General features: G+C 48.1%; 15 protein-coding genes and 1 pseudogene. 3 read left to right on the top strand and 13 right to left on the bottom strand.

What is annotated here, in order from left to right; translation table 11 throughout:
* Nucleotides 1-642: 642 nt before the first annotated feature.
* Complete coding sequence (locus tag HA050_RS08435) at nt 643-942, top strand: hypothetical protein (RefSeq protein ID WP_332841470.1); 300 nt, start codon at nt 643-645, stop codon at nt 940-942.
* On the opposite strand, the gene HA050_RS08430 is transcribed toward HA050_RS08435, so the two are convergent.
* A complete protein-coding gene (locus HA050_RS08430) occupies nt 939-1,628 on the bottom strand; it encodes a ComFC family protein (protein WP_166824586.1) in 690 nt (229 codons plus the stop codon). The genes HA050_RS08435 and HA050_RS08430 overlap by 4 nt on opposite strands.
* Nucleotides 1,629-1,736: 108 nt before the next feature.
* On the opposite strand from HA050_RS08430, the gene bioB reads away from it, so the two are divergent.
* Nucleotides 1,737-2,729: a biotin synthase BioB gene (gene bioB / locus HA050_RS08425; protein ID WP_166825459.1), complete on the top strand. Its 993-nt coding sequence runs from the start codon at nt 1,737-1,739 to the stop codon at nt 2,727-2,729.
* A gap of 233 nt (nt 2,730-2,962) precedes the next feature.
* Here the strand turns inward: bioB and ggt are convergent, their stop codons facing one another.
* The 12 genes and pseudogenes from ggt to HA050_RS08365 form a co-directional block, all read right to left on the bottom strand.
* Nucleotides 2,963-4,696 (bottom strand): gamma-glutamyltransferase, encoded by a 1,734-nt coding sequence (gene ggt / locus HA050_RS08420; RefSeq protein WP_166824583.1) that lies wholly within the window; start codon nt 4,694-4,696, stop codon nt 2,963-2,965.
* 426 nt (nt 4,697-5,122) lie between these two features.
* Nucleotides 5,123-6,268, bottom strand: a complete 1,146-nt coding sequence (locus HA050_RS08410) for a hypothetical protein (RefSeq protein WP_166824580.1) — start codon at nt 6,266-6,268, stop codon at nt 5,123-5,125.
* Nucleotides 6,269-6,628: 360 nt separating this feature from the next.
* Nucleotides 6,629-7,165 (bottom strand): annotated as a pseudogene (locus HA050_RS08405) (transposase); the annotation flags it as partial.
* Nucleotides 7,140-7,301, bottom strand: coding sequence for a transposase (locus tag HA050_RS22655; RefSeq protein WP_439898217.1), 162 nt, complete (start codon nt 7,299-7,301; stop codon nt 7,140-7,142). The pseudogene HA050_RS08405 and the gene HA050_RS22655, both read right to left, overlap by 26 nt.
* A 414-nt stretch (nt 7,302-7,715) precedes the next feature.
* On the bottom strand, nt 7,716-8,333 hold the full coding sequence (locus tag HA050_RS08400) for a DUF4274 domain-containing protein (protein WP_166824577.1): 618 nt from the start codon (nt 8,331-8,333) through the stop codon (nt 7,716-7,718).
* Nucleotides 8,334-8,388: 55 nt separating this feature from the next.
* Nucleotides 8,389-8,862: an SUKH-3 domain-containing protein gene (locus tag HA050_RS08395; protein WP_166824574.1), complete on the bottom strand. Its 474-nt coding sequence runs from the start codon at nt 8,860-8,862 to the stop codon at nt 8,389-8,391.
* A 24-nt stretch (nt 8,863-8,886) separates the two neighbouring features.
* Nucleotides 8,887-9,324 (bottom strand): hypothetical protein, encoded by a 438-nt coding sequence (locus tag HA050_RS08390; protein ID WP_166824571.1) that lies wholly within the window; start codon nt 9,322-9,324, stop codon nt 8,887-8,889.
* Nucleotides 9,325-9,526: 202 nt separating this feature from the next.
* Complete coding sequence (locus HA050_RS08385) at nt 9,527-9,781, bottom strand: hypothetical protein (protein ID WP_166824568.1); 255 nt, start codon at nt 9,779-9,781, stop codon at nt 9,527-9,529.
* A 20-nt stretch (nt 9,782-9,801) separates the two neighbouring features.
* The gene (locus HA050_RS08380; protein WP_166824565.1) at nt 9,802-10,311 is read right to left on the bottom strand and encodes a hypothetical protein; all 510 of its coding nucleotides are present in this window, start codon (nt 10,309-10,311) and stop codon (nt 9,802-9,804) included.
* A gap of 105 nt (nt 10,312-10,416) precedes the next feature.
* Entirely contained in the window at nt 10,417-11,085 is a 669-nt protein-coding gene (locus HA050_RS08375) for an OmpH/Skp family outer membrane protein (RefSeq protein WP_166824562.1), read from the bottom strand.
* A 1,008-nt stretch (nt 11,086-12,093) separates the two neighbouring features.
* A complete protein-coding gene (locus HA050_RS08370) occupies nt 12,094-12,534 on the bottom strand; it encodes a hypothetical protein (protein ID WP_166824559.1) in 441 nt (146 codons plus the stop codon).
* A 96-nt stretch (nt 12,535-12,630) separates the two neighbouring features.
* Complete coding sequence (locus HA050_RS08365) at nt 12,631-13,074, bottom strand: hypothetical protein (RefSeq protein ID WP_166824557.1); 444 nt, start codon at nt 13,072-13,074, stop codon at nt 12,631-12,633.
* 405 nt (nt 13,075-13,479) lie between these two features.
* Here HA050_RS08365 and istA point away from each other — a divergent pair, with 405 nt between their 5' ends.
* Nucleotides 13,480-15,006, top strand: coding sequence for an IS21 family transposase (istA, locus tag HA050_RS08360; protein ID WP_166824554.1), 1,527 nt, complete (start codon nt 13,480-13,482; stop codon nt 15,004-15,006).
* The last annotated feature ends 37 nt before the right edge of the window (nt 15,007-15,043 follow it).

Below are 15,043 nucleotides of genomic sequence, written 5' to 3'. Positions count from 1 at the left end.
TGAAATGAAAATTATTTATATTTTAATAACCGGCTTAATTCAGGTGGCGTAAGTAGTCTTGCTTATTGAAATTTTTTTTGGTGGTTTTTAATGCGCTGGATTAAATATAAAGCAATTATTATTAGTGTCAGATCAGCTCTGTTTTTGTAAAGTAATGCGCAAATAGCCCTGGCGAGGCTGTGCTTCATTGATATGGGTGGTGACGTATGAAGTTCTTAGTGCTTTTACATTTCTTAGGCTTTTCTTTTTCTGCAGCCGCAATGCCTGTTCAGGCTTGTGGCGGGGCAGCCACTGGCCATCCATGTCTTATCCGCTAAATAGCCATGCCGAGGTGGGGGGGGATTCCTGCCGCCGTAATTCATCATATTTTTCAATATGATGAATCCACCTGCCATTGCTTTGATTCTGTGGGCGCGTTGTATTGTATGAGGTTAAATCACATCATCGCTTTGATATGGTGATGTCGGTTTTAAAACGGCGGAGCGTGAGGAAAAATTCATTTTTTCAAAAAATTATCACCGCCTGACACCTTTATGTTTGTATGCCCGCAGCCGTTATAAAACACCGCAGGTAAATAGATTCGCTGACCTGGCTCATTTACAAACATGTGCGATCCATGGTGGTGCAATACTTTATATTCATTTGCCAGAGAATAGAATTTATCGGGAGAAAATAGACAGAAAACACTGCGATGTGGTGGTGGATATGCAGGAAGTTTTCCAGGGGCTGGCCAATTTGGTTTTGTTTGATTTAAAAAAGAGTGATTACCAAATTAAGCCTTTGCCAGGTACAGAAAAATACTTGCTGTATTTTGCCGCCAGTAAGGCACACCATGATGGACGGAAATTAATCAAGGATATAAATAAAGGCATAGCAACACTTTCTGCCTTGGGTGAAATGAGCCAAATTATTCGCAGCTATCAGCGTCAGGGCGGTGTTTAGATGGCTCTGGCTAAGACCCAATTATCCACGCGGGCAGCGCCTGCCTTTTTTAAACATGCCGCAGCCGCATGCAGGCTGGAGCCCGAGGTCATCACATCATCAATAAGCACCACATGTTTTCCCTCCAGATTGTGACGGGTATAAAACGCTTTTTGCATGTTTTTATGGCGTTCTGCTTGTGACAAACGGGCCTGATGCTCCGTATTGATACGGCGCTCCAGCAGCTCAGGCCGCAGATCCAGCTGTAATTGCCGGGCAATGGGCTTTGCCAGCTCAAATGCCTGGTTATAGCCCCGCTCTGACAGCCGCTTTGGGTGCAAAGGGAGTGGAATTATAAAATGGGGGCGCGGTGCGGCAGAGACTTGGTCCAGCAGCAGTTGCCCCAGCGCAGGCAGAAGCGACCAATGGCCGGAAAACTTTGCGGCAATAATCAGCTGGGTGATCGGGGCTGTGTAGGTAAAAGCTGCAAAGCTAAAATCAAATGCAGGCGGATGATTTAAGCAAGCTGCGCACAGGCCGCCATCATGGGCAGGCAGGGCACACTGAGGGCATAGCGCCTGAGTTAAATAGGGTAAGTGGCGCAGACAGTCAGGGCAAAGTGCGTTGTTTTTACAGCTGGCCGCACAAAGCACGCAGCGGCAGGGTGGCGCGCAGTTGTTCAAAAAATTAAAGATAAAATTTGACAACTTGGCGCCCGATTCAGACAATCACAGCTTGATTATGCGTTTTACCTTGGAAATTGCCAGCTTCCTGTGCGGATCCAGGGCCACATTTGGATGTCTATGCCCATGACGATGCCTCAAGAAAATCAAGCCCGCCCCATTGAATTTAAACGCTTAACGCCGCATCCGGAAAGTGGTGCTTACTCTTTAGAGGCGGTTGCCGCGCTTTTTGACTTGCCCTTTAATGATCTGGTTTTTCAGGCGCAGACAGTGCATCGTCAGCACTTTGATGCCAATAAGGTACAGCTTTCTACCTTGCTTTCAGTAAAAACCGGTGGTTGCTCAGAAGACTGTGGTTATTGCTCGCAATCGGCCAGATACGATACGGGTCTGGAAAAAGAAGTGCTGATGAACGCCGATGAAGTGATCGATGTGGCGCGGGTTGCAAAAGAAAACGGCGCATCGCGCTTCTGTATGGGCGCAGCATGGCGCGGCCCAAAGACCAAAGATTTAGTTGAAGTCAAAAAAATGATTGCAGGTGTGAAAGCACTGGGCTTAGAAACCTGTGCAACATTTGGCATGCTGAAAGATGGCCAGGCCGAAGAGTTACGTGATTCAGGCTTGGATTATTACAACCACAATCTGGATACCTCACCAGAAAATTACGCCAATATCGTGACCAGCCATAGCTATCAGGATCGCCTGGATACCCTGGGTAAGGTGCGTAAAGCAGGCTTGAATGTCTGTAGTGGCGGGATTGTCGGTTTGGGTGAAACAAGGCTGGATCGCGTTGGCCTGATCGCTCAGCTGGCTAATCTGGAGCCACAGCCTGATTCGGTGCCGATTAATAATTTGGTGAAGATCGAAGGCACGCCGCTGGAAGAAGGCGAGGCGATTGATTGGACAGAGTTCGTGCGTATGATCGCCGTGGCACGTATTACCATGCCCAAATCCTTTGTGCGCCTTTCAGCAGGCCGTCAGCAAATGCCGGAAGCCATGCAGGCTTTGTGTTTTATGGCCGGGGCTAATTCGATTTTTTACGGAGATAAATTGCTGACCACAGGTAATCCTGATGTAAGCCGTGATCGTAATTTATTTGCTAAGTTAAATATTCAGCCCCTGTAAGAGGGTAAAGCTTTTATAGGCCAGCAGGACGGGTATCACCTAACGGCTCTGCCCATCCTTAAAATCTGCCTTGCCAGAGAGCGACCCCCTGAACCACAGAGTAAAACGAGAGCACAGAGATCACAGAGAAAAGCAGCAAATCTCTTGTTTCCTCTGTGAAACTCTGTGCTCTTTGGGGGATTAAGGGTTCGGGATTTTGCCCCCTTAGTTTTACGCTGAAGTGTTTATTTAAATCACTGCGGCTTTTGCACCATGGCGCTGCCGCCGCCATGACGCAATGGCTCGCTTACTGCCGTAGTGCTGCCGTCGTTATTAAACTGCAGGCCGTTGGCGGCACCAATTTCATCGGTTTCACTCCATTGATGTCCATATTGCTCCAGCGCCTTGGCTTGTGGGCTGCTTGTAAATTTCAACAGCGTTTCTACTTCGGTTTTATCGCCATTTCTTTGGCTGAGGCGGGGTGCGGCCAGCGCATCACCCAGTGGCATGCCAAGGTCGATATGATTGACGATGGTTTGCAAAACGGTGGTGATAATGGTGGAGCCGCCTGGCGAGCCTATGCTAAATACTGGCTTGCCATTTTTAAAGGCAAGGGTAGGCGACATGCTGGAGCGCGGGCGTTTGCCTGCTTCGGGCACATTAGGATGCGGGCCGCTGAACTCAAAGTCGGTCATTTCATTGTTCAGCAAGAATCCTTTGCCTGGCACCACAATGCCGCTGCCACCCCAGTCTTCGATGGTAAAGGTATAGGCAACGATATTGCCTTCCTTATCGCTGACTGTCAGGTGTGTAGTGTGGGCTGGCTCGGTGCTGAGGCTGGCTTTAGGGCGCAGCGGGCGGGATTGATCGTCCTGGAATAAAAACGGATCGCCTGCACTGGCTTTGCCGTGACTTTGTTTCAGATCGATCAGTTTAGCGCGTTCTGCCGCATAGGCTTTGGATAGCAGACCGGTCTTAGGCACATCGGTATATTCCCCGTCGGCCACATAGGCGTTGCGATCAGCAAAGGCGAGCTTAGCGGCCTCCATATACAGATGCTCAACTTGCGCCTTGGGTATGGTTTTAAGATCAAAGCCTTCTAAGATATTCAGCGCTTCGGCAATAGCTATGCCGCCGGATGAAGGCATGGCCATGCCGTATAAATCCAGCCCCCGGTAGGTGGAATGAATGGGTTGGCGCAGCCGTACTTCATAGTCTTTTAAATCAGCCAGCGTCATTTGCCCCGTCATCACAGAAACGCCTGAATTCACGGGCGGCGTATTCGCGGCTTGCACAATTTGTCTGGCCAGTGGCCCCTCGTAAAAAGCTTTTACGCCGCCTTTGCTGATTGCGCGATAAGTGGCGGCTAAATCTGGGTTGCGAAAGCTTGTGCCGACAGGCAGGGCTTTACCGTCTTTTAAATACAGTGCCGATGTTGAGCTAAAGCGGGCAAATTTGGCTTCATTGATTTGATTAATGCGATAGAAATTAGGGCTGATTTTAAAGCCGGTTTCAGCCACCTGAATGGCGGGTTGTAAGACCCTCGCCATATCCAGCGTGCCATAACGCGCCAGCGCCTCATGCCAGCCGCGCACCGTGCCGGGTACACCCACAGAAATGCCAGTGGGCACCACATCATCCCATTCCATTTCTTTGCCATTTTTTTGGTACACCCGTGGATTGAAGTAGGCGGGTGCCGTTTCGCGGGAATCAATGCTGATGATTTTTTTATCTTTGGCAGAATAAATCAGCATAAAGCCACCGCCGCCAATGCCGCAGCTGAATGGATCGGTCACACCCAGCGTGGCCGCGGCTGCAACGGCGGCGTCAATGGCATTGCCGCCTGCATTTAAGATGCGCATCGCGGCCTGGCTGGCAGGGTCGGAAATCGTCGCCACTGCGCCACCATAACCCGTGGCAACGGGCTGCCTGGCCCACGCAGGTGCAATCATTAAGACGATGAGTGTAGCGATGAATGGTTTATTCATTGAATCAACTCCGGCTTTAGGAGTTGCTCATGCTACACAAGCCGCGATGAGTGGCGTAGTGGGGAGTTGCCGCAAGGGGGCGCTCAGCTAAAGACGCCGTTGATTTAGAGTTAAAGGCGATCCAATCGTCTTGCCGAATTGCACAACGCTGCACTAGCGCCAGCATCTTTCCCTTATCTGAATTACAAAAGTGCATGGTCGATAGCTGGGAGAAATGGGACGACTTCAAAGCCATCGCCCCGCGCCCATTTGGCCTCCGGCCTGTATGACTTGGCTACGACCCGGCTTTATCCGGGGACAGCGCGGGCCTGATTGTACTGGCCCCGCCGCTGGTGCCGGATGGCAAGTTCCGTAGATTTTTAAATATTTTTTGATGCGTTTTGTTTCAGGCTTTGGTGCCCATATTCAGCAACCTGCCTCAGCTTCCTACTCTGCCGGTTTTATGACCAACTTGAGGTTGTATTTGCTGGATAATACTTGCGCCAGATTAATATCGCCTATTTCCGTATGATTACTTAAACCATTTTTATCATAGAGGCCATTTAGAAATACACTTTTTTCAAAATCTATAATGTTGGTATGGGTATTGTCAAAAGATATATATTCCAGCGTATTGATGCTTGAATTTATTTTTATTACGTTCCCATTGCCACCATTGCTCAAGCTAATCTTTGAAACCTTATAGCCACCCCATGAAAGAAATGCCCCTTGTCCAGGCATGTCATTGTTTATAGAGAAATCCTGTAAGCCACCGTTTTTTATGTTCACATGGCTCGTGCCATGTTCTGTCGTTATTTGTATGTCGGTGTCTACGCCTAATTGATTTTCAATAAAGTAGGTTGCTGTATCTTTCGGATTAAATTGTACCCATGCCTCTGGTGGTAACATATCAGCATATCTGGCAGAAAGAATATCAAACTGATCATCTTTAAAGCCGTAATCCCCCAGGCTATATGAGCCACCGTTGACATATACTCGAATATAGCGGCCTACATAATTTTCATATTCAAAAAGATCCCAATATCCGCTTGAAGAACCTACTACCAAAGCAAATCGTAATTTAAATGGAGCCATGCCCGGCGTGTTATCAGTCAGAATCTTGGCATTAGCACTACTCATACCGGTAGCGTCTCTAAGAATTAGGTAAGGTACAGATGTTTGACGTAATATCTCTGGGTGTTGCACTCTCAAAGCAGTAAATTTGTTATTATAATTTCCCAAAGAAGGGTATACGCCTTGATTATTTTCTCCTTTATTTGCTTGGTAATAGCACATAGACTCTTCAGGTCCCGTCATTGTACCTCCGGCATCAGTAGTGGTTTGACATTCTCCTTTCATTACTACCATTGAAGAGATGGTATGGTTAAAATCAGAGTTTCCTCCGCTATACCTGCCATCCAGGTGATCAGTGCTTGTATCGTTAGATATCCAGGATTCTTGTAAGCCACTAAAATCGCTCCCAGTAAAATAATATACACCTGCTTGATTCTCAACATTGTATTTAGATTCTGTAGGTTTTTCTTTAGCCTGAATAGCCTTGGGGGCTAAATTTTTATCTTCAAATTTTTTCATGATTATTTATTCCTGTTGTTTGTAAGAATAGAGGTTTTTACGTCGTGAAAAATCATATTGAGTGAAAAAATAAAATGAGAATGCGTGAAGATGAATGTGAAATTATTAAGCTATAAAGACAATTATTTATAATAACTGTTATTTAAATATCGTGCTAATACTTAAATGATATGTTGTAAAAAAGTCATCGACACGCACTTTGTGCTTATGGAATTTATGGGGTATTTATTTTTTATAAAAATGCATTCGTGAATTGAAATGCTAAAGGTAATGACGGGCAGAAGGCGCCAATTCAGGTGAGGTTTTTTTATCTAGTGTATTGTATATATATGAAGTGGTACCCCCCATTTTTAATCGGGGTTAAAAGCAGATCTCTGCCGCAAGTGCTAATTTTTGTTTCGGCGTCATGCCACCCAAAGCCATATTCGGTCTTTCATTGTTGTAAGTCCACAGCCAACTCGTACCAAACTCTTGCACTTCGGCGATTGAATCAAATTAGTATTGATTCAGCCAGTCATATCGCACAGTCCGGTTGTAGTGTTCAACATATGCATTCTGTTGGGGGTTGCCAGGTTGGATGTGCTCCAGCCGAATTTCTTGCCTGGCCGCCCAATTGAGCAAGGTTGCGCTGATGTACTCCGGGGCATTATCGCTACGAATGGCTTTCGATTTACCTCGCCATTCAATGATTTGCTCTAACTCACGGACCACGCGCTCTGCAGGTAGGGACAGATCAATTTCCATTGCCAAACCCTCACGATTAAAGTCGTTGATGACGTTCAATAAACGGTAGCTGCGCCCATCCGCCAACTGGCCATGCATAAAATCCATCGACCAGCATTCGTTGATATGCTCCGGTACGGCCAGTAGCTCAGGCTTGGTGCGGATCAAGCGCTCCAAATTTCGCGCGCCATTTGTAAAAAGTAGCCGAGCTAAAGCTATGTTCGCGACAGAGCTCAGCGACAGGACTGCCGCCTTCGGCTTGCTTAAGGATGGGAATGATTTGGCTATCGGTAAAACGAGATGATTTCATGTAAAACTTCCTCAAATTCATTACGAGAAAATTCTACTTGAAACGACGATTATTTGGTGGGGGGGCACCGGCGGCTTGGGCGATGTAGAAAAGGCCGCGACTGTGTTTGCCTATAACGAGATTGAACCCTTGCAGGAGCGGATGAAGGAACTGAACGACTGGCTGGGGGGGGGTGATCCGGTTTAAGACGTATTCAGTTACGACAGGGTAAATCAAATCAGCCCCAATAAATGGGGCTGATTTAATACCTCAGAATGACGGGCAGTTGGCTGGTGGATATGAAACGGTAGCTTCGTGTGCTGCCTGACCTTTGGGGTGAGGGACTCGCCGCTTGCGGCGAGCCCCCTTGATCGACGGGCTAGGTTGCTGACAGTTTATGTCAGAAAGTTGACGCTTGCATGGCGACATAGCCTTTTAGATTCGCAGCTCAACTGGGATTTCGATAAAGGGTTTATTTGCATAATCAAAATTTTTTCTATCGAGAAAATCACTTAAATCGTTTCGATCAGGAACAGTAATGCTGCGCATAAATTTACCCAACTTCGCCTTTACCTCAATTTGGTTGAGCAGCAGGGCGGTTTCCCGTGAAAGATTTTTGGTGTCTTGGCTTGCTTGCTCAAGATTTTCGTACTTCAAATAGTGGTAGTTAGGCTGATTAGCCCAATAAATGGTCAGCGCGGTTGCGAATTCACATTTTGGATGATTCACAACTTGCATGAGCAGCCACTGTCCACTGTCATAGTTATGACACCGAACGATTTGGTGAAGACCCGTTCCTAAGCAAGCTCCAAGTTCGGTGATTACTTCATTCTGAAAAGCTTCAAGTCCGAGCGCGCGCTGCTGTACATACATTTGGTAATAATCTTCGCCTTCGTCACCTTTCATAGCCTGGTCGAAAGCCAATTTGTCCATTTTTAAATAGTATGTATCTCCGGCGATTTTTCCCTTCAAGGCCAGCCGCATCAGTGCATTTATACCGGCTGAAGTTTCTGTTACCTGAAGACCTAAACCTTTTTCCAGTCGTGTGCGCATGACTTCCTCGTTTCTATTGATAAAAAGTGACGACTTAAGCAGCCTAACGTGGAAATTAAGTTCGCACGCAAAGCGTGTCGGTCTTGAACGATCTGTTAGGCTCAACCTCTGGGCCAAAGCTACGGCCAAGCAGTAGCCTACACGTAGCCTCACCGAAGTTGAGCCCAGCGAAATAAAGCTTCTCATCTGGGTCTGTGAAGAAGTAATACTCACCTGCCTCTGATACATAAACGACCATGTGATCATTATGGGCATCCGCTACTGGAGTGAGCGGACCAAGTTGGTCTTGCCATTTAGACACAGCAATTGATTTGGCTGGAGTTGGACTGGCTAAGAAGTGAATGTTGCTCGTCGCCATTTCATGGCCGGGGCCGCATGTGCCGACATTAAGGCCACCGAACTTCTGTAGAACGGCATTAGCATGGGAGTTGCTAGTCGCTTGATTACTGAAATAGCCAGGATTGAGCCTTCCTGGCTTCCAGCCGGCCGCACGGAATTTAGCTTCTACTTCTTCTGGAACATTGATCATTGCTCGTTGAGCCTGACGTTTGAGTTAAGGGGCGCCGTTAGGCGTCCCGCTTGAATGATGGGTTAGGCCAATAAAGCTTACCACATCGGATAAAGGCGCATGCCACTCACTTATTTTGTCTCCATTTTCAGTAAGATTATTATATTCGGGCAATTTGATTATTGAGCCATCGGCCGATGTATAACCAAATTCGGGAAGAAGGAGTTGTTCCTGAAAAGTACAGGTTTCACCGTGGCGATAAACCAGCCAAGCAATTTTTGGGTCAGTGCGCAGCGCTATTACAGAAGTGCCGTTAATCAACGACTCAAGCTCTTTTTTCCAAGAGCTTTCAACCTCTGCGATTTCACCATGTATCGGCGTGACAAGGAAGTTCTCTAAAAACTCACCAATCCTGATTTCCCCCAATATCTCTCCTGTTGGGGTCAATTCGGACTCATCTAATAATCGAATTGAAAAGGTCATAGTGGCCTGCCGTTGGCGCTCCGCTTGGGCGAGGGGTTAGGCCTCGCTCGCTGCGCAGTACATGCGTTTAGCCCCTTCGCAGTGGCACCAGATTGCATGGCGTGGCCTGCTTCAAAACTGCGGCTTTGCTTTTTCGGAAACTGGCTGGAATTCACTTTTGCGTTGGTTCCTGACTCAGCGACAGTGGCTGTAGGTACGACGTTCAAGGCTTTCGGCCTCCAAGCTTAGGCGGGTCAAAGGTTGTTCCATCTTCGAAGGGGGTGAGTTCGTCACGCGCTCGCAGAAGCAGAAGCTCGAGCGAAGCAAATTCGATGTCTGGTTCGAAGCAGGTCACTGTCAATCTGTGGCTGGCATCGTGGCGAAATACCTCGGCGAGAACTCGATTGTCTTCAGCCAACAGTTCGAGACCGAGACCGTCTCTGACCACATCGGATGCGACTTGAAAGCGTACGGGCACGGATGCTCCTTTTGCGAGGCCTAACGTTCGACGTAAGGGGCGGCTTGCGGCTTGCCGCAAGACGTCCCCTTGACGGAGGGCTCAGCGCTGGCAAGGCATTGCTTTGCATAGGAGAAGCTCGGCTCACCGGGACTCAGATAGGCCTCGACATAGGCTCGGCAGAGAACCTCATGATAGACATCGTGGCCCTTTACCAAGAAGTGGCGACTTTCAGTGTGAAGACGCGCCCGAGCGGACTCTGTATAGAAGCCCTGCTCGACTTCATTGGGCCAGGGTGAATCGAAGACTTCGACGATGTAGGAGGAGAAGCCCGAGGCTGTGTCGTCGTATGGCGCGACCTCCGTTCTCACCGAACGAGTGGCCCAGACTCCCTCAAACGACAACCTTCCGATCTTCTCGGACTCGCCAACTGTGAAGTAGACGGTGCAGCGACGCTCCGACAGAAGAATGGCGACATCTTCGACTGGGTCTTGCCACTCACTCAGTGGGATCGCCTTGGCGCGTGGCTTGGAATTTCGATGGAAGAGCATGTGGAGTCCTAACGTTGGAGGTAACGTGCAGCCGGAGCTGCGAAGCAGCGGAGGGAACCCAAAGCGCAGCTTTGGGCTGTCACGTTGACCGAAAGGTTAGGCAGATCATGGGTGCCAAACATCGAAGTTTCCATCAGGGGCGATAGAGACAATAACGAACTGCTGCCGCCAATCTACCAATATGAGACCATATTTTGAATTGAGCAATGCAAATGCACGCGAAAGCAGCATGTCGTCTGCACCAGCCAAGTGTGCACCTAGTACGGGAATCCCATCGTCGCTGGTAAGACCATAGATTTCCGCATTTTCTCCAAGTTGAAGAGCGAAGCCATTTTTCACTTGGCCAAGTGGTCTTGATGATGTGACTAATATTGGAGCAGGAAGCAACTTGTACGCAGTGTCTGAGCTGAGTTTCTTTGGTGAAATACCTGCCAAGACAGACTGAGTCCTAGCGACTTTTCTAGCATAAATTTTTAGCCAACCATGTTGAGTTCTATTGGCCTTCTCAAAGGCTTTGTACTCTTTGAGTATTTTCTGAATTTCGGGAAGTCTATTTTTGGAGAAGAACTCTAGCTGTGCCCATTCATCCTCATGGAATTGCGGAGCACCTTCGAAAGTCTCTTTTGTTGGCATGACATAGTCAATTGCGTCCGCCGCCACTGTCGGCATCGTGTACCGAATCTTGTTTATATCGACAGTTTCAATTTTCTCTGCTGCATGAGAGGCCGACGACATGCCTATGGTTGCCATTAATGATGCGATGAATTTCTTCATGTGCTGAAAGGCCTAACATTATAGGTAAGGGGCGCTGCGCGGCGCTTTATCGCGCAGCGTCCAGCGACCGGAGGGAGCGGCCTTGACAGGAATGTTAGGGGTCAGCATAGGTTCCCTTCTGACGAGGAGGCCGAAACCATTGCTTCAAACACCCAAAGATACTCAGAGTGGAAAGCAGATAGGTGCGGCCTAATGGCTTCGAGTAATTTGCATGCCTCTGCCCAACCAGTAGATGTAGTTTCTTTCGTTGTGTTCGGAGTGCTGATTCCTGTTACGGGGCTGACATATTGGCCAGCCCTGTAAAGCTCAAGTACGGGCGATTTGAACGAGGGGTTCTTCAAGTTGGAATCAAAGGCCGGGCTGAGGTCAATTGGAAAGAGCAAAGTGTATTCAATCCCGGGGTCTTTACCCTTGAATGAAACACTGAGTGAGCCACCATCTCGATATATATCGAGACTGGTTAGCTGAGTGACGGTTGGCAGCATCGGACCCCTAACGTAAAAGTAAGGGGCTGGCCCCCTGTGATGGTTCAAAAACAGCTGCCGTATATAGGCCAGCGCTTGACTGACGGGTTAGAGGCCTTAACCACTGAGGCTAAAAAGGGCGCATATCAATGTGCGGTAAAACTAAAACAGAAAGCCCGCTAAAAAATAAATAAAACCGCACAACACAATAACTAAAAACGGCATTCACTGCCACCGCAGTTAGTAAAACCAAGCCCGTTTAATTAACTTGCGACCTGAATAAAAACACAGCAATTAAAAATGCCAAGCCGGTAATAAAAAAACTATTAAAAAGAGAAAAGCAATAACAAACTACAGCAAGCAGCTAAAAAACCAACTCAGAACACCAAAGCTAAAAACCTGATAGGCCTAGGCTTTACCTCTAACGCCGAGCTAAGCGGCAGTTTTAAAGTTGTAGTTTTGTGGAATACTTTTGCGCAGCAAAACCACAAAGCTGCGACTTAAAAACTGTCCAGCCACGAAGTGGCGATGCTTGAGCGACTTGTTAGGTGTTGCAAATAAACTCGTGGTGATAATTTTCAATGAACCTAAATGAAGGCTCAGGAATTTCATTCAAATTTACAACTACATTTCCTTCAATATATGGCTCCGCAGATGGATTATGTGCCCAAGCGTCTATACACTCTAGCTTCTTACCAGAAATAATAATTTCTTTAAAGATTTTAATTAGTTTTAATGTTGCATCTATGTCTTCTTTATTCTCTTGAAACCATTCTTCTGGAGCTGCAAAACCTAAATCAGGGAAATTTACGGCCATTAAATGCCTAAACCCACAACTACAACCTTGATATGAGCCTACGTACCATTTGTGACTATATTTTAATAATTTTTCTTCGGGAACGCCCGGCAATTCACTGTCAAATATAACGTCGCTTGAATTGAATTTTGTCAAATCGAGATCTGACGTAGTACTAATAATGGTCATGTAGCACATGATTACACCTAACGTAGAGCTAACCGGCGCTGCGCGGCTTTATCGCGCAGCGTCCAGCGACTGAAAGGAGCGCGGTTGAGCGCCGGGTTAGAGGGCAATATGTCTCTCCGCAGGGGATAGATATTGGGCATCAGTGGTAACGGGTTCCATTCGCTGATATTGAGTAAAGCCACAGGAGCAAAAGGTAAGGAAACTATTAGGCGGCCAATTAAGCTCAATTCTCCATGCGAACGAGGAGTAACCGTTTGGATAAGTGACTACCTCGCGATGAATTTCGTGAATGGTCATTGGCTGCACGGCTGCGCTAGCGGCTGCATAGTTGATCGAAACGACGAGATCTGAAACGTCGTGAAACACAAGATCGGACGGCGAAACCTTGAAACCAAATGCGCCTTTGGTTGGCGGTAGCCACTCGGTGATGAAGTCGATATCGAGGACAAGCTCGGCACCGGATTCACCTTCAAGTATTCGGAAACCATGAATGGCGTTGTCGTGCCATTGGATATTCTCAAAGTCACTTGTGGAGACCACTGGGTTTGCCCTCTAACGTAAAAGTAAGGGGCTGGCCCCCAGTGATGATTCAAAAACAACTGCCATATATAGGCCAGTCCCGCTTGACTGACGGGTTAGAGGCCTTAACCACTAAGGCTAAAAAAGGCGTATATCAATATGCGGTAAAACTAAAACAGAAAGCCCGCTAAAAGAATAAATAAAACCGCACAACACAATAACTAAAAACGGCATTCACTGCCACCACAGTTAGTAAAACTAAGTCCGTTTAATTAACTTGCGACCAGGATAAAAACACAGCAATTAAAAATGTGTTGTCGCCGACCGAAAATTGACCCACTTTAGCTAGTTGTGCCGATCCAAAATTGACCCAGGTGTTCTACTTGTTCTGCTTAATTCTTAGGCAGAGGATAAAAGGTGATCACCATGGAAATGATTGGCAAAATCCGCAGGATGTATTTTCGCGATAAGTTATCGCTGCACGAAATTTCTAAGCGTACCGGTCTGGCACGCAACACCATCCGCACCTGGGTTCGCAAGCCAGCTTCAAAGGCAGAGCCTCGTTACATCCGGCAGCACAAGCCCGGTAAACTCACTCCGTATTGCGCTACTTTAGAACAAGCCCTTAAAGCTGATTCCTTTCGTGCCAAGCACAATCGTCGGACTGGCAAAGCCTTGTTCGAGCAGATTCAGGCCGAAGGCTATTCCGGTAGCTATAGTCGCGTGACGGATTTCATTCGCGAATGGCGAGGCAAAGCCGGTAAAACGCCACAGGGGTTTGTGCCATTGCAATTTGCTTTGGGTGAGGCGTTTCAATTTGATTGGAGCGAAGAGAATCTGGTGATTGGCGGTCTCTATCGCAAGATTCAGGTTGCTCACCTTAAACTCTGCGCTAGTCGTGCCTTCTGGTTGGTAGCCTACCCCAGCCAAGGGCATGAAATGTTGTTCGATGCGCATGCCAGGTCATTTGCTGCATTGGGTGGTGTGCCGCGACGCGGCATTTACGACAATATGAAAACCGCAGTCGACAAGGTATTGAAGGGCAAGGGCCGGCTCGTCAATGCCCGCTTTGCGGTGATGTGCGCGCACTATCTGTTCGATCCCGATTTCTGCAATGTGGCTTCAGGGTGGGAAAAAGGCGTCGTCGAGAAGAATGTTCAGGACAGTCGGCGGCGAATCTGGATTGAAGCCCAAAGCATTAAATTCAGCACCTTTGACGCATTGAATGCGTGGCTTGGCGAACGTTGCCGAGCGTTGTGGGCGGAACTGCCGCATCCAGAGTTCAAGGGGCTCAGCATCGCAGAAATGCTGGAGCAAGAACGGTTGGAGATGATGCCGATGCCAACTCCGTTTGATGGCTACGTAGAGCAACTGGCACGTGTTTCCAGTACTTGCTTGGTCTCGATTGCCCGTAACCGTTACTCGGTGCCATGCGAATGGGCACGCCATCGTGTCAGTGTGCGACTGTATCCAACACAGGTTGTGATTGTGGCCAACGATGACATCGTTGCCAGCCACGCTCGTCTAACGAGCAAGCAGCAGGTGAGCTTTGATTGGCAGCATTACATTCCGTTGATTGCGCGTAAACCTGGGGCATTACGCAACGGCGCGCCCTTTGCCGATATGCCCGCCCCCTTGTTGCGACTCAAGCGAGGCCTGCTCAAACGCGATGGCGGTGACAGAGTGATGGCACAGGTGCTAGCGACAGTCCCCGTTGCGGTGCTGGTCGCAGTTGAACTGGTGTTGGAGTCTGGCGTGCTCAGTATTGAACACATTCTGAATATCGTCGCGCGCTTGAATGATCCGCCCACCGCTGAATCGGCACAAACCCAGCTGCAGCTACACGAAGCACCACAAGCCAATACCGAGCGTTATGACCAACTGCGCGAGACGGATGAGTCAACCTCAACCAGCACTGACACAGTGACACATGAAGGAGCTCATCATGCGTGATATTACTGCAGAACTCAAAGCCTTGCGGCTGCATGGT

It is taken from the genome of Iodobacter violaceini (assembly GCF_011601265.1).
Taxonomy (GTDB): Bacteria; Pseudomonadota; Gammaproteobacteria; order Burkholderiales; family Chitinibacteraceae; genus Iodobacter; species Iodobacter violaceini.
Note: the sequence above shows the minus strand (reverse complement) of the source record. Positions and strands in the feature narration are given on the sequence as shown.